This is a genomic window from Methylobacterium sp. WL12, assembly GCF_008039475.1.
Taxonomy (GTDB): Bacteria; Pseudomonadota; Alphaproteobacteria; order Rhizobiales; family Beijerinckiaceae; genus Methylobacterium; species Methylobacterium cerastii.
The window spans coordinates 24,119-43,255 of sequence record NZ_VRUW01000041.1; the positions used below are offsets into that span (position 1 = coordinate 24,119).

General features: G+C 70.2%; 17 protein-coding genes, 1 tRNA gene and 1 pseudogene. 8 read left to right on the top strand and 11 right to left on the bottom strand.

Annotation, left to right across the window (positions count from 1 at the left end):
• Positions 1 to 173: 173 nt before the first annotated feature.
• Positions 174 to 647 (top strand): SRPBCC family protein, encoded by a 474-nt coding sequence (locus FV226_RS15945; RefSeq protein WP_147763680.1) that lies wholly within the window; start codon positions 174 to 176, stop codon positions 645 to 647.
• Positions 648 to 793: 146 nt separating this feature from the next.
• Positions 794 to 1,075 carry a hypothetical protein gene (locus FV226_RS15950; protein ID WP_147763681.1) on the top strand — a complete coding sequence of 94 codons (282 nt, stop codon included), beginning with the start codon at positions 794 to 796 and terminating at the stop codon, positions 1,073 to 1,075.
• A gap of 357 nt (positions 1,076 to 1,432) precedes the next feature.
• On the opposite strand, the pseudogene FV226_RS28640 reads toward FV226_RS15950, so the two are convergent.
• The 9 genes and pseudogenes from FV226_RS28640 to FV226_RS15995 form a co-directional block, all read right to left on the bottom strand.
• A pseudogene (locus FV226_RS28640) lies at positions 1,433 to 1,552 on the bottom strand (polyhydroxyalkanoate synthesis regulator DNA-binding domain-containing protein); the annotation flags it as partial.
• A 236-nt stretch (positions 1,553 to 1,788) separates the two neighbouring features.
• Positions 1,789 to 2,412 (bottom strand): 2,3-bisphosphoglycerate-dependent phosphoglycerate mutase, encoded by a 624-nt coding sequence (locus FV226_RS15960; RefSeq protein ID WP_147763682.1) that lies wholly within the window; start codon positions 2,410 to 2,412, stop codon positions 1,789 to 1,791.
• A 205-nt stretch (positions 2,413 to 2,617) separates the two neighbouring features.
• Positions 2,618 to 2,709, bottom strand: a tRNA-Ser gene (locus FV226_RS15965).
• Between the two features lie 13 nt (positions 2,710 to 2,722).
• Positions 2,723 to 3,562, bottom strand: a complete 840-nt coding sequence (locus tag FV226_RS15970; protein ID WP_238272700.1) for a glycosyltransferase family 2 protein — start codon at positions 3,560 to 3,562, stop codon at positions 2,723 to 2,725.
• Positions 3,559 to 5,103 carry an AMP-binding protein gene (locus FV226_RS15975; RefSeq protein ID WP_147750056.1) on the bottom strand — a complete coding sequence of 515 codons (1,545 nt, stop codon included), beginning with the start codon at positions 5,101 to 5,103 and terminating at the stop codon, positions 3,559 to 3,561. Before FV226_RS15975 ends, FV226_RS15970 begins: the two co-directional genes overlap by 4 nt.
• 71 nt (positions 5,104 to 5,174) lie before the next feature.
• On the bottom strand, positions 5,175 to 7,400 hold the full coding sequence (locus FV226_RS15980; protein ID WP_147750057.1) for a xanthine dehydrogenase family protein molybdopterin-binding subunit: 2,226 nt from the start codon (positions 7,398 to 7,400) through the stop codon (positions 5,175 to 5,177).
• Positions 7,401 to 7,427: 27 nt separating this feature from the next.
• Complete coding sequence (locus tag FV226_RS15985; RefSeq protein ID WP_147750058.1) at positions 7,428 to 8,399, bottom strand: xanthine dehydrogenase family protein subunit M; 972 nt, start codon at positions 8,397 to 8,399, stop codon at positions 7,428 to 7,430.
• Between the two features lie 12 nt (positions 8,400 to 8,411).
• A complete protein-coding gene (paoA, locus tag FV226_RS15990) occupies positions 8,412 to 9,077 on the bottom strand; it encodes an aldehyde dehydrogenase iron-sulfur subunit PaoA (RefSeq protein ID WP_147750059.1) in 666 nt (221 codons plus the stop codon).
• A 217-nt stretch (positions 9,078 to 9,294) separates the two neighbouring features.
• Entirely contained in the window at positions 9,295 to 10,047 is a 753-nt protein-coding gene (locus FV226_RS15995; protein ID WP_147763683.1) for a sigma-70 family RNA polymerase sigma factor, read from the bottom strand.
• 284 nt (positions 10,048 to 10,331) lie between these two features.
• Here FV226_RS15995 and nadA point away from each other — a divergent pair, with 284 nt between their 5' ends.
• The 5 genes from nadA to FV226_RS16020 all read left to right on the top strand — a co-directional run bounded on the left by nadA (position 10,332) and on the right by FV226_RS16020 (position 16,396).
• Positions 10,332 to 11,354 (top strand): quinolinate synthase NadA, encoded by a 1,023-nt coding sequence (nadA, locus tag FV226_RS16000; RefSeq protein ID WP_147750061.1) that lies wholly within the window; start codon positions 10,332 to 10,334, stop codon positions 11,352 to 11,354.
• Positions 11,351 to 12,868 carry an L-aspartate oxidase gene (locus tag FV226_RS16005; RefSeq protein WP_147763684.1) on the top strand — a complete coding sequence of 506 codons (1,518 nt, stop codon included), beginning with the start codon at positions 11,351 to 11,353 and terminating at the stop codon, positions 12,866 to 12,868. Before nadA ends, FV226_RS16005 begins: the two co-directional genes overlap by 4 nt.
• Positions 12,865 to 13,719: a carboxylating nicotinate-nucleotide diphosphorylase gene (gene nadC, locus FV226_RS16010; RefSeq protein ID WP_147754326.1), complete on the top strand. Its 855-nt coding sequence runs from the start codon at positions 12,865 to 12,867 to the stop codon at positions 13,717 to 13,719. Before FV226_RS16005 ends, nadC begins: the two co-directional genes overlap by 4 nt.
• A 138-nt stretch (positions 13,720 to 13,857) precedes the next feature.
• Complete coding sequence (locus FV226_RS16015) at positions 13,858 to 15,252, top strand: cytochrome P450 (RefSeq protein WP_147754327.1); 1,395 nt, start codon at positions 13,858 to 13,860, stop codon at positions 15,250 to 15,252.
• A gap of 484 nt (positions 15,253 to 15,736) precedes the next feature.
• Complete coding sequence (locus FV226_RS16020; RefSeq protein ID WP_147754328.1) at positions 15,737 to 16,396, top strand: L,D-transpeptidase; 660 nt, start codon at positions 15,737 to 15,739, stop codon at positions 16,394 to 16,396.
• Between the two features lie 72 nt (positions 16,397 to 16,468).
• Here FV226_RS16020 and FV226_RS16025 read toward each other — a convergent pair whose 3' ends face one another.
• Positions 16,469 to 16,909, bottom strand: coding sequence for a DUF971 domain-containing protein (locus tag FV226_RS16025; protein WP_147754329.1), 441 nt, complete (start codon positions 16,907 to 16,909; stop codon positions 16,469 to 16,471).
• Positions 16,910 to 17,086: 177 nt separating this feature from the next.
• Here FV226_RS16025 and moaA point away from each other — a divergent pair, with 177 nt between their 5' ends.
• On the top strand, positions 17,087 to 18,106 hold the full coding sequence (gene moaA, locus FV226_RS16030; RefSeq protein ID WP_147754330.1) for a GTP 3',8-cyclase MoaA: 1,020 nt from the start codon (positions 17,087 to 17,089) through the stop codon (positions 18,104 to 18,106).
• 402 nt (positions 18,107 to 18,508) lie between these two features.
• Here the strand turns inward: moaA and FV226_RS16040 are convergent, their stop codons facing one another.
• Complete coding sequence (locus tag FV226_RS16040; RefSeq protein ID WP_147763685.1) at positions 18,509 to 19,135, bottom strand: TPM domain-containing protein; 627 nt, start codon at positions 19,133 to 19,135, stop codon at positions 18,509 to 18,511.
• Positions 19,136 to 19,137: the final 2 nt, after the last annotated feature.

Below are 19,137 nucleotides of genomic sequence, written 5' to 3' on the forward strand. Positions count from 1 at the left end.
CCCTGCCTTGGACGAAGAGGGCGTCGGCCGAGCAGGCAACTGCCAATTTGCCATTTGCCTGATGATTTAGCGGTTGATGGACACGCAAGCGGGATGGCTTGGCTTTGATCACGCTCTAGCTGTTTTCATGGCGCGCTTGAACGCGCTCAAGAACTTGTTTGAGGAAACGCCAAATGTTCAAGATCATCGTTCCCGCCGTGGCCCTAGCCACGGTCGCCTTTACGCCTGCCTTCGCTTTGGAAGTGACAAAAACCACAATGGTCGCCGCGTCGCCCGAGGCGGTTTGGAAAACCGTCGGAGGGTTCTGCGGCATCGGCGATTGGCACCCCGTCATCGAGAAGTGCGCCCTCTCGAAGAAGGGGGGCAAGGAGGAGCGGACACTGTCGTTGAAGGGCGGCGGCACCATCGTCGAACAAGAGCAGGCTCGCGACGATAAGAAGATGAGCTACACCTACACCATCCTCTCCGGACCGCTGCCGGTGGAGGACTACAAGTCCACGATCATGGTCGAGAAGGACGTTGGCGGCTCCAAGGTCACCTGGACCGGCACGTTCAAGGCGAAGGGCGCTCCTGACGACAAAGCCAAGGAGGCCATCGCGGGCGTCTACGACGCTGGCCTGAAGGGTCTCGCCGCCAAGGCGAAGTAGCCGACCTTCGGGAAAGGCATTTCCCCTCTGCGGCGAGCAGGGAGGACAGCGTACCTCGCGGAACGGGGAGCGAAGCTGAGCCGTTCCCTGTTCCCGGACGACGTCGACCCCGACGGCCGGCCGGCAACAACGATGCGAGGAAGCCCATGAGGAAGTCTCTGTTCGCCGCCGCCATCCTGGCCACCCTGGGCGCCGCCACCGTGGCACCGGCTTCCGCCGCTCCCGGCATGATCGGCGCGGTCGACACTCCCACCGCCGTGACCGAGGTCCGGATGGACGGCATGCACGGTCATCGTGGCCATGGCCGCATGATAGGCCACCACCACATGCGTGGCCACATGATGCGCCATCACCGCGGCCACCGCATGATGCATCGCCACCACATGCGCGGCCACATGATGGGGCACCACCGCGGCCACCGGATGTGATTGCCCGTTCGCCGCAGTCGCTGATTTAACGTTGTGATCAAGCTGGAGGTCGGACGCCATGTGGCGGCCGACCTCCAGGCGTTTTGGGCGGCCTTCCCTCGCGACGGGCGACCGGACTGAAAGACCCAGCCCGGCCTGAGTGGACCTTGGTTCCTCGCTGTTATTCCTGGCCGTGTTCTGAGCGCCCGGGGCCTTGGCCGGGGGAGCTGCCGGTCCACGCGACCGCGCGGGTCGCCTTCTGAGGCGCTGCGGCGATGGCAGTCCCCTCCGGCATAGGCCACCTTTGTCGGATGGGCCGCCCGAGCGCTGCGTCCATAGACCCGCTCATCAAGCCTGAAGCATGGGGTCGATGCCCGGTCAGTGGATACGATAGGCCATGCACGCTTCGGTGACGTCCTGTCCGGTCTCGACGTCCCGGACGGAAATGCGATGCCCCTCCCTCCTGAACCGTTCCAGGTCCTCTGCGGAGACGTAGGCCTTGCTGACGGGGTCTTACAGCCTGGAGCCGGCGTAGCGCCACAGCTGCAGGATGGGTTGCGGTCTCTTTCTCGGCATCGCTTCCATGGGGCTGGCGTCGCCGTCAGCGCGCTGCATTCCTTACCTTGGAATGATTATAGTCTGTGATCTGGGCGTGCAATGATCGAACGGATTTTCGTACGGTTCGATCGCCTCTGTCCGCCGCCGAACCCCGCTACGCGGGGTACTGAACGACATCACCCGATGAGCCTTCGCGATACAATGGTGGTGTCCTGGGCGAACCCGTAGATCCGTATCGCCCCCGTCGCGAGTTCAAGGGACTCGACATCGCCCGCGCTAAGGCCTTCGATTGCCATCACCAGGGCCCGCAGCGCGTTGCCGTGGCCGACGACCAGCGTCGGACCGCGCATCGCCGCCGGCTGGATGTGCCTCAGGTGGAACGGTACGATCCGTGCGACGGTGTCCCTGAGGCTTTCGCCGTTCGGCGGCCGCCCCTCGTACGACCGACGCCAGTCCTCGACCCGTTCAGCCCCGAAACGTCGGTAGGCGGTCACCTTGTCGAGGCCACCGAGGTCGCCGTAATCGCGCTCGTCCAGCGCTGCGTCCTGATGGGGGACGAGTTCCGCCTGTCCAAGGACACCGAGTGCCAGCGCCGAGGTCGTGACGGCCCGCGTCATGGTCGACGTGAAGGCTGCCTCGAAGCGATGCCCTTCATCTCTCAGGATCGTCCCGACCGCGCACGCTTCCCGCCGGCCCTGTTCGGTTAGGGCAGGATCGAGCCTACCCGTGAAAAGGCCGTCCGCGTTGGCTTCGCTCTGGCCATGCCGGACCAGGACTAGGCGTCGCGACGGCTGGGTCATGGCTGACAATGGGGCTTGGTGAGCGAAAATCTTTGCTTCGAACCCCGGTCATTGGCCGCCAATGGGCAAAGCGAGCAGTCAGGAACGGACGTATGGGCCCAGGCTTTCCACAGGCAACTCGTTCGGGGACAAATCGGGGACAAATGGGTTTTGTAGCCAGCCGAAAGCCCAGTCAAAACAAAGAGTTATGATGGGCAGTCGTAGATGGCGGAGACGGAGGGATTCGAACCCTCGATACCCATTTCTGGGTATGCTCATTTAGCAAACGAGTGCCTTCAGCCGCTCGGCCACGTCTCCAGCGTCGTCGGCTCTAAGAGGTCGGACCGGGGCGGTCAAGCGAATCTCGGGGCGGAGAGGCCGCGGAGGCCCTTCGGCGCTCGTAGTGTTTCGCGATGCGCAGGTGGCGCGAGATCGCGTAGTTCATCGCGGTGAGGAAGCCGTAGACGCCGCGCATGCAGTGGCGGCGGCCGAGATACGCCTTCAGGAAGTTGCCGGGCAGCTCGACGAACACTCGCCAGGTCGGGATCGCGACGCCGCGCGCCTCGAGGTCGTCGGCCTGCTGGTCGGAATAGCGGTTGAGCTTGTCGAGCTGGTCGCCGAGCGAGCGCACCGAGAAATGGTGGATCACCCCCTTCAGCCGCCCGGGCTCGACGCCGGGCTCGAGCGCCACGCGGTCGTGGACGGGGGAGGGCGAATAGCGCCCGCGGTCCTTCCGGTAGAGCCGCACCGGCGTCAGCGCGTAGGCCCAGCGGTGGGGGCGGCTCTCGCCGGGGAAGACCTCGGCGATGGCGATGCGCCAGGCGGCCTTGCCGGGCTCGCCCTCGGCGAACAGGGCGCGGATGTCACTCGCGAGGTCGGGGGGCACCACCTCGTCGGCGTCGAGGTTCAGGAGCCAGTCGTGGCGGCACCGGTCCTCGGCGAAGCGCTTCTGCGGGCCGTAGCCCGGCCAGTCGTTGTGGATCACCCGGGCGCCGAGCGAGGCGGCCAGCGCCTGAGTCCCGTCGGTCGAGCCGGAATCGACCACGACGAGGTCGTCGGTGAGGTCTCGCACCGCGCGGATCGTCGCGCCGATGCGGTCCGCCTCGTTGCGGGCGATGATGAAGACGGAGATCGGCAGGGCGATCGTGCCGTTCGGCGGGTTCGCGGTCACGTGCTACGAGCTCCGGCCGCGGCGGCGAGCCGCTTGCGCTGCACCTTGCCGTTGGCGGTGCGGGGGAGGGCGTCGAGGAAGCGGATCTCGCGCGGGCGCTTGTAGGCGGCCAGCCGCTCGGCACACCACGCGATCAGCGCGTCGGCATCCGGCTCCGCGCCCGGCTGCAGCACAACGAAGCCGCAGATCACCGACACGTCGGCCCGCACCGGCAACTCGGCGACACCGGCCTCGGCGACGCTCGGATGGGCGATCAGCGCGCCCTCGACCTCGTTGGGCGAGACGCGGTAGCCCATCGCATTCATCAGGTCGTCGTTGCGGCCCTCGAACCAGAGGTAGCCCTCCGCATCGAGGCAGGCGAGGTCGCCCCCGGCGAACCAGTCGCCGCGCATCACCTGCGCCTCCTCGTCGGGGCGGTTCCAGTAGCCGAGCATCAGGCCAGGCTCCGAGCGGTGGACGGCGAGGAGGCCGGTCTCGCCGGGCGGCAGCGGCTCGGGCGGTCCGGCGACGGGGAGGATCGCCACGTGACGGCCCGGCTGCGGCTTGCCGGGCGAGCCGCGGCGCTGCGGGATCGTCGGCCCGGTCGAGACGTAGGTCGAGATCTCGCTCATGCCCAGCGCCTCGTAGAGCGGCTTTCCCGTGGCTTGGGTCCAGGCGTCGAGCACGTCCCCGGGGAGCGCCTCGCCCGCGGTGCAGCCGTGGCGCAGGCTCGACAGGTCGAAGGCGGCCGGGTCGCCGTATTTGAGGATCTGGCGGTAGAGGCTCGGGACGGCGGCGAAGATCGTGGCGCGATGGCGCGCGATCAGCCGCGGCCAGACGACCGGGTCGCGCGGGCCGTTGTAGAGCACCGCCGTCGCCCCGACCGACCACGGATCGGTGATGCCGACGCCGAGCGTATAGGTCCAGTTCATCGTGCCGGCATGCAGCATCGTGTCGGCTTCCGACAGTCCGAGCCAGTGGTCGAGCATCGGGCGCCGCCCGTAGATCGTGCGGTGGGCGTGCAGCACGCCCTTCGGCCGGCTCGTGGTGCCGGAGGTGTAGACCAGGGTCGCCGGGTCGTCGGCGGCCGTGTCGGCGTAGTCGGGGATCGGGTCTCCGGCCTTCATCGCGGCGATCGCGGCGCCGTCGAGGAGGATGCGGTCGCCGAGGTCGGCCGGCTCGATCACGCAGCCTCCGCCGACGGCGACCGCGGCCGCGCCGGAATTCTCCATGAGGAACGCCGCCTCGGCCGGCGTCAGCTGCGGCGAGGAGGGCAGGGCGACGAGCCCGGCGGCGAGCGCAGCGAAGTAGACGAGGACGTAGTCGGCCTCGTTGCCCATCCGGATCATCACCCGGTCGCCGCGGCGCAGCCCACGGGCGAGGAGCCCGGCCGCGATTCCGCGCACGGCCCGGTCGGCCTCGGCGAAGGTCAGGCTCTCGACCGCGTCGTCCGCGCCGACCAGGATCAGCGCAGTCTTCTCCGACCGCGCCTCGGCGTTCACCCCGAGGCAGTAGCGCGTCGCGTTGAAGCGGGGCGGGGGATGGCGGTCGGCGGACACCATGGTGTGGCTCCCGGATGTTGGCTCATCGCGGGATGTCCACCGAACGTGCCGCCGTCAACCTGCGGTGTCGATCATGCCCGGCGCGGGGCCCGTCCGTCCTGCTCCTCGAAACCCTTCAGCACCTTGTCCAGCGTCAGCGGGTAGTCGCGGATGCGGATGCCGGTGGCGTTGTAGACGGCGTTGGCCAGAGCCGCGCCGGCGCCGCAGATGCCCAGCTCGCCGAGGCCCTTGCTCTTGAGCGGGTTGGCCTTGTCGTCGACCTCGGGGAGGAACACCGCATCCATCGCCGGAATGTCGGCGTGCACCGGGACATGGTACTCGGCGAGGTCGTGGTTGACGTAGGTGGCGGTGCGTTCGTCGATCACCGCATCCTCCATCAATGCTGCGCCGACGCCGAAGGTCATCCCGCCGATCGCCTGGCTTCGGGCGGTCTTCGCATTGAGGATGCGCCCACCGGTGAAGACGCCGAGCATCCGGCGGAGCCGGATCTCGCCGGTGTCGCGATCGACGCCGACCTCGGCGAAGTGCGCGCCGAACGAGTAGTGCGAGTACTTCTCCTTCAAGGCGCCCGGCTTGATCTCGCCCTCCGCCGAGACGCCGTCGGCGCCGGCGAGGTCCACCAGCGCCTCCGAGCGGTTGCCGGAGGTGACGCGCCCGTCGGCGAAGACGACGCCATCCGGGTGCAGGTCGGTCGCCGCCACGAGCTTGTCGCGCAAAGCCGCGCAGGCGACGTAGAGCGCTGAGCCGGCCGAGCCCGCCCCGAACGATCCGCCGGAGCCGGAGGCCGCCGGGTAGGCGGTGTCGCCGATCTCGACGCGGATGCGCTCGATTGGTAGGCCCATCATCTCCCCGGCGATCTGAGCGAGGATGGTGTAGGTGCCCGTCCCGATGTCGGTCATCGCCATCCGCACGGTGAGGTATCCGTCGGCACCGAGCTTCACCGAAGCCGAAGAGGGCATCAGCGGGTTGAGGCGGGCCGCCGCCGACATGCCCATGCCGACCATCCAGTTGCCGTCATGCGTCGTGCCGGCGGGCTTACGCCGGTCCCAGCCGAAGAGCTTGGCCCCTTCCCGCATGCACGGTACGAGCTGGCGCACCGTGAACGGCACCTGCTTCTCGGGGTCCTGCGTCGGCTCGTTGCGGACGCGCAACTCGATCGGATCGAGGCCGATCTGCTCGGCCAGCTCGTCCATGGCGCACTCGAAGGCCAACATGCCGACGGCCTCGCCGGGCGCGCGCATCGACGAGGCGATCGGTAGGTCGAGCTTGGCCAGGCGGTGGCGGGTGATGCGGTTCGGCGCGGCGTAGAGCGAGCGCGTGACGTTGGCCGAGGTTTCGTAGAACTCGTCGCCCTGCGCGGTGTCGGACCACGATTCGTGCGACAGAGCCGTCAGCTTGCCATCGCGATCCGAGGCCAGCCGAATGCGCTGGATCGTGTCGGTGCGGTGGGTCGCGACGTGGAATTCCTGCTGCCGGGTCAGCGCGACCTTCACCGGGCGCCCGGTCGCCTTGGAGGCCAGCGCCGCCAGCGTCGCCTCCGGCATCGGCTGGAGCTTCGAACCGAAGCCGCCGCCGATGTAGTGGCTCACCAGCCGGACGTTCTCGACCGGCAGCTTCAGCACCGAGGCCAACGACTTCTGCCCTCGGTTGAGCATCTGGTTCGCCGTATAGAGCACGACCTTGTCGCCCTCCCAGGAGGCGATGGTGGCATGCGGCTCCATCTGGGCGTGGATCTGCGTCGGGGTGGTGTACTCGACATCGAGCTTGACCGGGGCGGACGCGAACGCGCCGTCGAAGTCGCCGAGCTTCGAGTCCGGGTCGGTCTGGACCTTCTTCGGCTCGATCGCCTGCGGCAGGGCCGCCCGAAGCGATGCCTTGGGCGTCCGGACGTCGTAGGCGACCTTGACGAGCTTGGCCGCGGCACGGGCCTGCTCGAAGGTCTCGGCGACGACGAAGGCCACCGGCTGGTCGAAGAACGCGACATTCGTCCCGGTGAGCTGGGGCCAGACCTGCTCCTTCTTCTCGCCCTGCGCGGGCACGTTCTCGTGGGTCATCACATGGATGACGCCCGGCGCCTTCACGGCTGCGGCCGTGTCGATCGAGCGGATCGTGCCGGCGGCGATCGTCGCGCCGACGATGAAGCCATAGGCCGGGTTCTTCACCTCGCGGGTCTCGTAGGCGTAGGGCGCGCGCCCCATCACCTTGAGGCGGCCGTCGATGCGGTCGATCGGCCGCCCGACGAGGCCGTCGGCCTTGTCGTCGAGCGGCGTCTTGCCGACCGGCTGGTTCATCTCCATGGCGTTCATCCTGGAAGCTTGGGACGGTCAGGTCCGGGTGGCGTCGGTCACCACCGCGCGGAGCGTCCGCCGGGTCAGCGGGATCTTGAAGTCGTTGGTGCCGTAGCCGCGGGCGCCGGCGAGCACCGCGTCGGCGGCGTCGTCCGCGCTGCCGCCCTTCGCGAGCGTGGCCTCGGCCGCCTCGACCCGCCACGGCTTGTGCGCGAGCCCGCCGAACGCCATCCGCGCCTGGGTGATCTTGCCGTCCGCCTTCCCGATCACCGCGGCGATCGAGACGGTAGCGAAGGCGTAGGAGGCGCGGTCGCGGACCTTGCGGTAGACGTGCAGGCCCTCGACCGGCTTCGGCAGCGTCACCGCGGTGATGATCTCGCCGGGTTGCAGAGCGGTCTCGATCTGCGGGGTGTCGCCCGGCAGGCGGTGGAACTGCGCCATCGGGATCGTGCGGGTCGCGCCGTTCGGCGACAGGGTCTCGACGCCGGCATCGAGGACGCGCATCGCGACGTTCATGTCGGACGGGTTGGTGGCGATGCAGGCGTCGCTGGTGTCGAGCACCGCCATGATGCGGTTGAACCCGCCGATCGCTGAGCAGCCCGAGCCGGGCTCGCGTTTGTTGCAGGGTTTCGACGTGTCGTAGAAGTAGTAGCATCGGGTGCGCTGAAGCAGGTTTCCAGCGGTGGTCGCCTTATTGCGCAGCTGCCCTGAGGCGCCCGCGAGCAGGGCCTTGGCCAGCACCGCGTAATCCTTGCGCACCCGAGGGTCGGCGGCGAGGTCCGAGTTGCGCACAAGTGCGCCGATGCGCAGGCCGCCGTCGGCGGTGGCTTCCACCTTGTCGAGCGGTAGGCGGTTGATGTCGATCAAGGTCGTCGGCGTCTCGACCTGCAGCTTCATCAGGTCGAGCAGGTTGGTGCCGCCGGCGATGAACTTGGCGTTCGGCCGCTCGGCCGCGAGGCGGGCGGCGTCGCGCACGGTGGCGGGGCGCTCGTAGGTGAAGGCTTTCATCGCGCGCGCCCTTTAGAGTTCGGTGCCGGCGGAGGAATCCGCCACTTCGCGGATCGCGGCGACGATGTTCGGGTAGGCGCTGCAGCGACAGAGGTTGCCGCTCATCCGCTCGCGGATCTCGGCATCGGTGAAGTCGGCCTTGCCGACGAGGTCCTCGGTGACGTGGCTCGGCCAGCCGGCCTTGGCCTCCGACAGCATGCCGACACTGGAGCAGATCTGGCCCGGCGTGCAGTATCCGCACTGGAAGCCGTCATGGTGGAGGAAGGCGGCCTGAAGCGGGTGAAGCTGCTCTTCGGTGCCGAGGCCCTCGATGGTGGTGATCGCGTCGCCCTCGTGCATCGCGGCCAGCGTCAGGCAGGAATTGATCCGGCGCCCGTCGATCAGAACCGTGCAGGCGCCGCACTGGCCGTGGTCGCAACCCTTCTTCGAGCCGTTGAGGTCGAGATGCTCGCGCAACGCGTCGAGGAGCGTCGTGCGGGTGTCGAGGGTGAGGTCGTGCGCCGTGCCGTTCACGGTCAGGCGGACCGGCAGCATCTGCGGGGCCGGGTCGCCGGGCTCCGTGGCGAAGGCAGGCCTTGCCGAAACGCCGAAGCCCGTGGCCGCCGCGGCGGCCGCACAGCTTTCCACCAGCGTCCGCCGGGTCAGCGCGAAGGCGCCGTCTCGTGTCTTGTCCGTCATGCTCGCTGTCCCGTGCGGCCGGCATGCCGGGCGCTGTGGTGCGGGCGAAGGGCGTGCCCGCAGGGCGGTGTCGCAACGGGAACGCCAGACGGATTGATTCGATCCGTTCCAAACTGCGCCGTATCGGCGCAACTGGATGAAGAATGCGATCGGCAGAAAGCAACCGGGCGTCGCGCAGGCGGCGTCGTGGAGGCTCGCAGGCGCGCCGCCGCTTCGGTCAGGCTCCGACGCCGACGGCGCTTTCGCCGATCGCCGACAGGGTGAGGTGGTCCGCCCCGACCTCGGCACCGGTGTAGCCGAGCATGTGGGCGAGCTGGTCGCGGGCGCGCCAGACCCGGCTCTTCACCGTGCCGATCCGGCATTTGAGGATCGCGGCCGCCTCCTCGTAGGACACGTTCTCGACCGCCACCAGGATCAGCGCCTCGCGCATCGGCGGCGACAGCCGCCCGAGCGCGGCCTGCACGTCCTGCAGGTCGAGATGGCCGCCCTGCTCGGGCAGGCTCGTCAGGCGTGCGGCGTGGTCGCCGTCGCTGTCGGCGACCTCGCGGGCGTGCTTGCGGTGCACGCTGTAGAAAGCGTTCCGCATGATCGTGAACAGCCACGCACCGAGGTTGGTGCCGACCTTGAAGCTGCCGCGGCTGCGCCAGGCGCGCAGCATCGTGTCCTGCACCAGGTCGTCGGCTGCCGACGGGTTGCGCGTCAGCGAGATGGCGAAGCTGTGCAGGCTGGTCGCCGCTTCGAGGAGGCCGGCGCGGAACGCCGAGTCGTCGCGCCCCTTCGCGTCGGCGAGCAGGGCCTCGAGCCGCGCCAGCAGGTCGCCGAGATGCGGCGGCGGCGAGGCCTGCATCGAGGCGGCATAGGTGGTTCTTAGATGCTCACCCAGGTGGATGCGGATAGCATCGGACAGTTTCGGCGCCTCGACGGACAGGGATTCCGAGGTGCCGTTACAGTCTTCCGTGGTGATGAGCATCGTGCCCCGCGCAGCTGGAGTTCCGATGGCGCCTCGGCACCCAATCGGGATTTCGCGCAATCGTTCGGGCACCGCAGCAACATAGGTTATCTTCGAGCGATTTCGGCCTGCGGCGATCTGGGTCGGCGCCGACGCGGCTCGTGTGGACGGGCGGCGTGTCGCGACGCATGCGGGCGGGTGCGTCGCAAAACCGTTATGCTCAGTCTCAGCATATCTAGACAGGGCGATGCGGCGCGCCTAACTTAGGCGGCACAATGCTCAAACTGAGCATAATGGAGGGCGCCATGGCGTCGACCGCGTTTCCTGTCTCCGCCCCCCGCGCCGTCCCCGCCGGGATGCCGCTGCCCGACATCTACGCCCGCGTCAGCCGGCACATCCCGGCGATCGAGTGGCCGGCCCTCGTGCCCGACATCGAGGCGATCCTCCGCCTCAAGCGCGAGCGCAACGCCGTGATCCTGGCGCACAACTACCAGGCGCCGGAAATCTTCCACACGGTGGCCGACATCGTCGGCGACAGCCTGGCGCTCGCCCGCGAGGCGGTGACGGTGAAGGCCGACGTGATCGTGCTCGCCGGCGTGCACTTCATGGCCGAGACCGCCAAGCTCCTCAATCCGGGCAAGACCGTGCTGATCCCGGACCTCGCCGCCGGCTGCTCGCTCGCCGACTCGATCACCGCCGCGGACGTGCGCGGCCTGCGCGCGAAGTACCCCGGCGTGCCGATCGTGACCTACGTCAACACCTCGGCCGCGGTGAAGGCCGAGTCCGACCTGTGCTGCACCTCTGGCAACGCGGTGGAGGTGATCCGCTCGCTCGGCGTGAAGCGCGTGCTGATGATCCCGGACGAGTTCCTGGCGCAGAACGTCCAGGCGGTGCTGCCCGAGATCGAGATCCTGACCTGGGCCGGCCACTGCGAGGTGCACGAGCGCTTCACGCCCGCCGACATCCGCGACGTGCGCGAGAGCTATCCCGGCGTCACCGTCATCGCTCACCCCGAATGCCCGCCGGACGTGGTGGCCGAATCCGACTTCTCGGGCTCGACCGCGATGATGATGAACTTCGTCCTGGAGAAGCGCCCGGCCCAGGTCGTGCTCGTCACCGAGTGTTCGATGGCCGACAACATCGCCGCCGCCAACCCGGACATCGAGTTCATCAAGCCCTGCAACATGTGCCCGCACATGAAGCGCATGAGCCTGTCGAACATCCGGCACGCCCTGGAGACCATGACCCACGAGGTCGTCGTCGATCCCGCGCTGGCCGACCGGGCGCGGGCCGCCGTGGAGCGCATGCTCGCGGTGGGTGCGCGATGAACGCGTTCTCGCGCAACCCCGCCGACCGCGTCGTCGTCGTCGGCGCCGGCGTCGCCGGCTTGAGCGTCGCCCTGCGGCTCGCGCCGCGACCGGTGACGCTCGTCAGCGCCGCGCCGCTCGGGCTCGGCACCGCCACCGGCTGGGCCCAGGGCGGCATCGCCGCCGCGATCGGCGCCGACGACGCGCCGTCGCTTCATGCCGCCGACACCGAGGCCGCCGGCGCAGGCCTCACCGATCCCGCGGTCGCCCTGCGGGTCGCCGCGGAAGGCCCGCGGCTGATCGACTGGCTGGTCTCCCTCGGCGCGCCGTTCGACCGCGACGCCGCCGGCGCGCTGGCCCTCGGCCTGGAGGCGGCCCACGGCCGCCGCCGGATCGTGCGGGCCGGCGGCGATTCCACCGGGGCCCGCGTCCTCGAGACTCTGGTCCGGGCGGTGTTCGCCACGCCCTCGATCGAGCTGGTGACGGCCTCGGTCCACGACCTGCTGCGCGACGAGCACGGGGCGGTGGCCGGCGTGGTGTGCGAGCGCGACGGCGCCCGCTTCCGCATCCCCGCCCGGGCGGTGGTGCTCGCCACCGGCGGCGTCGGCGCGCTCTACGCCTCGACCACGAACCCGCGCGGCGCCACGGGTCAGGGCCTGGCGCTGGCGGCACGCGCCGGCGCGGTGATGCGCGACCTCGAGTTCGTGCAGTTCCACCCGACGGCGATCGCCGTCGGGGCCGACCCGATGCCCCTCGCCACCGAGGCGCTGCGGGGGGAGGGCGCGCGCCTCGTCGACGAGACCGGCGCCGCCGTGATGGCGGGCATCGCCGGCGGCGACCTCGCCCCGCGCGACGTCGTCGCCCGCGGCATCTTCCAGGCGCTGGCGCGCGGCCGAACCGTCTCCCTCGACACGCGCGGGGCGCTCGGCGCTGCGATGGCGACGCGGTTTCCGACGGTCGCCGGCCTGTGCGCCCAAGCCGGCATCGACCCGGCGCGGCAGGCGATCCCGGTGCGGCCGGCCGCGCACTACCACATGGGCGGCATCCGCGTGGACGGCGCGGGCGCGTCGAGCGTCCCTGGCCTCTACGCGAACGGGGAGGTCGCCTCCACCGGCCTTCACGGCGCCAACCGCCTCGCCAGCAACTCGCTCCTCGAGGCGCTGGCCTATTCGGGCTTCATCGCCGACGCCTTGGACGCGATGCCGCCGGGGCCGGCCGTGCCGGACATCCGCACCGAGCGCCCGGCGGGCGACCTGCCGGCGATCCGGCAGACCATGGAGCGCCACGTCGGCGTGGTGCGCGACGAGGCCGGGCTTCGGGCCGCCGTCGACGCCCTGACGCCGCTGGCGGAGGCGGGCTGCGATGCCGCGCTCACCGCCGTGATGATCGCGCAGGCCGCCCTCGACCGGCGCGAGAGCCGCGGCGGCCACTGGCGCAGCGACTTCCCCCACGCCGCGCCGGCACGGCACAGCGAGACGACGTTGCACGCCGTGATGCCCGAACCCGAGCGCACCGACGAGGCGATGGCCCGATGAGCGATATCCTGCCCCTGCCGCGGCTCCTCGTGGAGCCGATCGTCCGCGCAGCCCTGCTGGAGGACCTCGGCCGCGCCGGCGACATCACCACCGACGCGATCGTGCCGGCGGATGCCCGCCTCGACGGCGTCATCGCCGCGCGCCAGCACGGCGTGATCTCCGGCGTCGACGCCGCGGTGATCGCCTTCGCGCTGGTCGACCCGGCCGTCCAGGCGGTGATCGAGCGCGGCGACGGGGCGCGGGTCGCCCCCGGCGACGTGGTGATCCGCCTGTCGGGGCCGGCGCGCGCGATCCTCACCGCCGAGCGCGTGGCGCTGAACCTGCTCTGCCGGATGTCGGGCGTCGCCACCGCCACGTCCGGCCTCGTCGAGGCGGCGCGGCCGCACGGCAAGGCCTCGATCGTCTGCACCCGCAAGACCACGCCGGGCCTGCGCGCCCTGGAGAAGCACGCGGTGCGCGCCGGCGGCGGCTCCAACCACCGCTTCGGCCTCGACGACGCGGTGCTGATCAAGGACAACCACGTGGCGGTCGCCGGCGGCATCGTCCCGGCGATCGAGCGGGCGCGCGCCAGGGCCGGGCACCTCGTCAAGATCGAGGTCGAGGTCGACACCCTCGACCAGCTGCAGGAGGCGTTGTCGGTCGGCGCCGACGCCGTGCTCCTCGACAACATGAGCCCTGAGCAGCTCGCCCGCGCGGTCGCGATGATCGACGGGCGCGCGCTGTCGGAGGCCTCCGGCCGGATCAACGCGTCCACGGTCGGCGCCGTGGCGGCCTCCGGGGTCGACCTGATCTCCTGCGGCTGGATCACGCACAGCGCCGCGATCATCGATCTCGGCCTCGACGCCGCCTGATCGCATCCGCGGCGGGCCGGGCCCTCGCGGCGACGGCCTTGTGCCGAGGCCTCCGACGCCGCATGGCTCCGTCGCCTCGGGCGCGAGGCGAAGCGGTCCGGCATCCTTCGGCCCGGGCGGATGTCGGGACGGGGTCTCATGGCGGTCGGCGTGGAGGACGACGTGACGGAGGGGGCGGCTACGCCCGAACAGCCGCCGATTCCCGGAATGCCGCCGCGCCCGGCCCGCCGGCTGCCGACCTGGACCTTCCTCAAGACCGCCGCCACCAACTCGCTGGCGGCCTGCGACGCCGAGCTGTTCGAGACCCTTGTGGTCCCGCGCAACTACTGGAGCCAGCAGGTCCTGTTCGTCAGCGATCCTGAGGCGATCCGGCACGTGCTGATCGACCGGTTCGACAACTACCCGCGCGTGACCTCGATCCGCCGCCTGTTCGAGACCGACCTGCGGACGGGGACGCTGGCGAGCGAGGGCGAGGTCTGGCGCCGGCACCGCCGCGTCGCGACGCCGACGATCGATCCGCGCTCGATCCGCCCCGACGTGCCGGCGATGCTCGACCTCGCCGGGCGCATCGCCGACGAGGTCGCGTCGGCGGGCTCGACTGCGCCGGTGGACATCGAGCGGTCGGTCGGAAGTCTCTCGACCCTGCTGTGGAACCAGGTGGTGACCGGCGGCGACCCGGCGGGCCTGCCGATCCTGCGCTGGCTCTCGAAGGTGCCGCACAAGCCGCGGATGATCGACCTGATCCCGAAGCCGACCTGGCTCGCGGACCGCCTCGTCCACCACCGCCGCGACCCGGCGCTGCCGCTCCTCGACGCCGAGCTGCACGCGATGATCGCCGCCAGGCGCCAGCCGGACTATGCCGGGGCGCACGACCTGCTCTGGCGCCTCGCCCACGGCCGCGACCGGCAGACCGGGCAGGAACTCCCGGATTCGGAGGTCCGGGACGAGGCGGCGAGCCTGATCGCCGGCGGCGCGGCCTCCGTCCGGGCGCTGACCTGGATCTGGTATCTGCTCGCCCTGCATCCCGCTGTCGAGGCGCGGTTCCATGCCGAGCTCGATGCGGCCATGCCCGACGGCGTGGCGACGCCCGAGGCCCTCGACCGGCTCCCCTACACCCGCCGCGTGCTCGAGGAGGTGATGCGGCTCTATCCGCCGATCCCCGCCATCCTGCGGCAGGCCTCGGCGCGCGACGTGGTCGCCGGCCACCGGGTTCGCCGCGGCGCGATCATCGCGGTCATGCCGTGGATCGTGCACCGGCACCGGAAGCTGTGGCGCGACCCCGACCTGTTCGATCCCGAACGCTTCACAGAAGCCAACGGCGTCGGCCGGCCGCGGCTCGCGTACCTGCCCTTCGCGACCGGCCCGCGGGTCTGCGTCGGGGCGTCCTTCGCGATGACGCAGATGCTGGTGGTGATCGCCGTGCTCGGACGCCGCTTCCGGTTCCGCCTCGCCTCGGATGCGCCCGTGGTGCCGTTCGGTGCCATCAGCCTGCAGCCGAAGGGCGGCCTGCCCGTCCTGGTCGAGCCGCGCTGATCCCGAGCGCAGGACCGGACAAGGAAAAAGCGCGTCCTCGATCATGAGGAACGCGCTTCCGAAGGTGGCCCGTGGTCTCAGGATACGGGCGCAGTTCTCCTAGCTTGCCGCCGCAGCATCCGTACCGGGGTTCAGAGCCGAATAGACTACAAAGGCAGCGCGATGTTCCGTCCCCGGCGGGACGCGAGGACATGGAAATCCCGGCTTCGATGCGGCGTCGCGGTATTCGATCGCTGCCGGCAAACAATGGCGGATCGATCCCCGTTCGAACGGCGCCGCCAGAGCGCGATTTCGCCACGATACGGCAACGCTGCCACAGTGTTGCCACCGTGTCACGGCGCGGCGCCAACCATGGTGCGGCGCGGTTTCAGGCTTGGCTTTGGGCCGCGCTCGTTTACCCCTTGGCGAGACTTGGTACGCCAACGTGCCGAAGCGTCGTCCACCGCGTTCTCCACAGCTTTCGCCTGCCTTCTGAGAGGCCTTGATGCGTCGTAACTTCGCCCTGATCGGGCTCGTCTGCGCGGCTGCCGCCTGGGCGGCTCCCGCACTCGCCTACGAGATCGACCCGCTGACCCGTCAGCCGCTGGACAACGCCCTGTCCGTGCGCGTGCGCCCGCAGGCGGTCCAGGTCGTCGCGGTCCCGACGGCCAACGCCTCGCTGAACGCCGCCGACCCGATGGCCTCCACCGTCCCGCAGATGTCGGCGGTGCCGCGCGAGACCGTGGCCTATAGCGGCCCGTACTCGGCCGGCACGATCGTGGTCTCCACCGCCGAGCGCCGCCTGTACTACATTCTCGGCAACGGCGAGGCCCTGCGCTACGGCGTCGGCGTCGGCCGTCCCGGCTTCACCTGGGGCGGCGTCCAGAACATCACCATGAAGAAGGAATGGCCGGATTGGCGCCCGCCGTCGACCATGCTGCGCCGCCGCCCCGACCTGCCGCGCTTCATGAAGGGCGGCATCGAGAACCCGCTCGGCGCCCGCGCCATGTATCTCGGCGGCTCGATCTACCGCATCCACGGCTCGAACGAGCCGGAGACCATCGGTACCGCCGTCTCCTCGGGCTGCATCCGCATGGCCAACGAGGACGTGATCGACCTCTACACCCGCGCCAAGGTCGGCACGAAGGTCATCGTCCAGCGCTGATCGCGTCGATCCCGGACCACGAGCAAAGAAGGCCGGCCGAGACGCCGGCCTTTTTTGCTGCCCCGCCTGCCCTCAGTGGCAGCCGCACCCGCCGCCTCCGCTCCCGCATCCGCCCTTCGCCGCGGTTCCGCCCTTGATCGGGGCGACCTTCGCGGTCTCGCGGTCCAGCCCGCGCTCGGCGAGTTCGTCGAGGTAGGTCGCCCAGCGAGAATCGTATTCGCGGCCGAGCTCGTGCAGGTAGTTCCAGCCGAAGATGCCGGTGTCGTGCATGTCGTCGAAGCCGAGCTTCACCGCGTAGTTGCCGACCGGCTGGATCTCCAGGATCGCCACCGCGCGCTTGCCGCCGATCACCTTGCGCTCGGCCGGCGAGTGGCCCTGCACCTCCGCCGACGGGCTCGACACCCGGAGATATTCGGCCGGCAGCGCGTAGCGCCCGCCGTCGTCGAAGGCGACGTTGAGCACGCGCTTGTCCCCCGACAGCCGGATCTCGGTCGGCCAGCGTTCCTCGGTCACGGTCGGACTCCCTTGTAACGTCTCTTGCGACGTCTCTTGCAACTTCTGAGGCGGGCGGCGCCTCTGCGGCCCTGCACGCGCTTGCCCGCGGGCCTGCGTCCCATCATATGCGCATCCATGCTAGGTTCGTCATCCGATCCCCGCGCGGAAACCGCGTCGTCGCGTTCAGAGTCCCGCATGGGTCATCAGAGCCACCCTCAGCCGGCACCGCTGATCGATCCGTTCCAGCGGGCGATCACGTACCTGCGCATCTCCGTGACCGATCGCTGCGACCTGCGCTGCGTGTACTGCATGTCCGAGGAGATGAACTTCCTGCCCAAGCGCGACCTGCTCACGCTGGAGGAGCTGGACCGGCTCTGTGGGGTGTTCATCGACCGCGGCGTGCGCAAGCTCCGCATCACCGGCGGCGAGCCGCTGGTGCGGCGCGACATCATGCACCTGTTCCGCCGCCTGTCGCGCCATCTCGGCACCGGCGCGCTGGACGAGCTGACGCTTACCACCAACGGCACCCAGCTCGGGCGCTTCGCGGCCGAGCTGGCCGAGCTCGGGATCCGCCGCGTCAACGTCTCGCTCGACACCCTCGACCCCGACAAGTTCCGCGCGATCACCCGCCGCGGCGACCTGCCGGTGGTACTCGACGGCATCGCAGCCGCGCGCGCCGCCGGCATCAAGGTCAAGATCAACGCCGTGGCGCTGAAGGGCGTGAACGAGGACGAGATCGCCGACATGATCGCCTGGGCCCACGGCCTCGGCATGGACATGACGCTGATCGAGGTGATGCCGCTGGGTGAGGTCGACGGCGACCGCACCGACCAGTTCCTGCCGCTCTCGGTCGCCCGCGCCCGCCTGGAGCATCGTTACACGATGACGCCGCTTCCAGACCACACCGGCGGCCCGGCCCGCTACGTCCGCGTCGAGGAGACCGGCGGGCGCCTCGGCTTCATCACGCCGCTGACCCACAATTTCTGCGAGAGCTGCAACCGCGTCCGCCTGACCTGTACCGGCAAGCTCTACATGTGCCTCGGCCAGGAGGACGCCGCCGACCTCCGCTCGGCGCTGCGCGCCTCGCCGGACGACGCGCTCGTCACCGCGGCCGTGGTTGAGGCGATCTCGCGCAAGCCGAAGGGCCACGATTTCGTCATCGAGCGCCAGCGCCCCGCCGCGGTGCCCCGCCACATGAGCGTGACCGGCGGCTGAGACCCGCCCGGCGCTTTTACGCCGGTGATTCTTCCTCGGGTCCACCGATATCGCCCCATTGCGTTACGGTCTCGGATCACGCGCGGGTCCCCCTCTTCCCGCAGGCGGGGAGAGGCCCGCACGGACCTCGTCGTCCGTGCGGGAAGCGAAGGCGGAGCCGAAGCGACGGTGAGGGGGCGCCAACGGACGAGGCTCCTCCGGCTCAGCCCCCTCACCGTCGGCTGCCGCCTCGCTTTGCCGACGACGAGGTCGACAAAGCCCTCTCCCCGCACGCGGGGCGAGGTGATGCGCGTGCGGCGAGCAGCCAAGTGTACGACCGGCAGGAGTACGGATGCCCGAAGCCGGTAGCCCTCGGTTTTCGGAATCACTTGGTTGGACGAAGGCCCGATCCGATCCTCGGCCTCACTCGACGACGATGACGTGGTTCGGCAGTTCGTCGGGGTTTTCGGGACCGGCCGGGACGTGACGCGCCAGCTCCGCGCCGATGCGTTCGATCGCGCGCAGGAGCCCGGCTTCCGCCTCGCCCGCGCGGAGCGCGGCCGTGAGGTCGGCCAGCGTCGTGGTCCATCGCGCGTCGCCGACCCGCTCCAGGATGCCCGTGTCGGCGACGATCTCGGCATGCTGCTCGGCGAGCGACAGGTGGAGCAGGATGCCGGTCCGCCCGCGGGTGCGCCCCAGCCCCCGCGCCCGGAACGCGCGGCGCGCGGCGTCGCGGGCGCGCGCCCGGCGGACGCGACGCGGCGTCAGGCCGAGGCGTAGCCGCTCCGACAGTCCCGCCGCGAGGATGGCCGCCACCAGGGCGGCCTGCGCCAGCAGGATGGTCCCGGTGCTCCAGGCGGTCAGGGCGAGCAGGGGCCAGGGCAGGATCAAGCCGCCGACGAGCGCCGCCACGGTCGCGAACGATCGGTATTGCCCGGCGCGCGCCGCCACCATCACGACGATCTCGCCGGCGGTGCCGGCCTCGGCGTGGCCGACCGCGCGCTCGATGCGCGCGCGGGCCTCGGCGTCGAGCAAGGGTCTACCAGTCACCC

Coding starts and splice junctions, on each gene's coding strand:
- FV226_RS16015 (WP_147754327.1), top strand. CDS start 13,858: ATGGCGGTCGGCGTGGAGGACGACGTGACGGAGGGGGCGGCTACGCCC.
- FV226_RS15985 (WP_147750058.1), bottom strand. CDS start 8,399: ATGAAAGCCTTCACCTACGAGCGCCCCGCCACCGTGCGCGACGCCGCC.
- nadC (WP_147754326.1), top strand. CDS start 12,865: ATGAGCGATATCCTGCCCCTGCCGCGGCTCCTCGTGGAGCCGATCGTC.
- FV226_RS16020 (WP_147754328.1), top strand. CDS start 15,737: ATGCGTCGTAACTTCGCCCTGATCGGGCTCGTCTGCGCGGCTGCCGCC.
- FV226_RS15960 (WP_147763682.1), bottom strand. CDS start 2,412: ATGACCCAGCCGTCGCGACGCCTAGTCCTGGTCCGGCATGGCCAGAGC.
- FV226_RS16005 (WP_147763684.1), top strand. CDS start 11,351: ATGAACGCGTTCTCGCGCAACCCCGCCGACCGCGTCGTCGTCGTCGGC.
- FV226_RS15995 (WP_147763683.1), bottom strand. CDS start 10,047: ATGCTCATCACCACGGAAGACTGTAACGGCACCTCGGAATCCCTGTCC.
- FV226_RS15950 (WP_147763681.1), top strand. CDS start 794: ATGAGGAAGTCTCTGTTCGCCGCCGCCATCCTGGCCACCCTGGGCGCC.
- FV226_RS15975 (WP_147750056.1), bottom strand. CDS start 5,103: ATGGTGTCCGCCGACCGCCATCCCCCGCCCCGCTTCAACGCGACGCGC.
- nadA (WP_147750061.1), top strand. CDS start 10,332: ATGGCGTCGACCGCGTTTCCTGTCTCCGCCCCCCGCGCCGTCCCCGCC.
- FV226_RS15945 (WP_147763680.1), top strand. CDS start 174: ATGTTCAAGATCATCGTTCCCGCCGTGGCCCTAGCCACGGTCGCCTTT.
- paoA (WP_147750059.1), bottom strand. CDS start 9,077: ATGACGGACAAGACACGAGACGGCGCCTTCGCGCTGACCCGGCGGACG.
- moaA (WP_147754330.1), top strand. CDS start 17,087: ATGGGTCATCAGAGCCACCCTCAGCCGGCACCGCTGATCGATCCGTTC.
- FV226_RS15980 (WP_147750057.1), bottom strand. CDS start 7,400: ATGGAGATGAACCAGCCGGTCGGCAAGACGCCGCTCGACGACAAGGCC.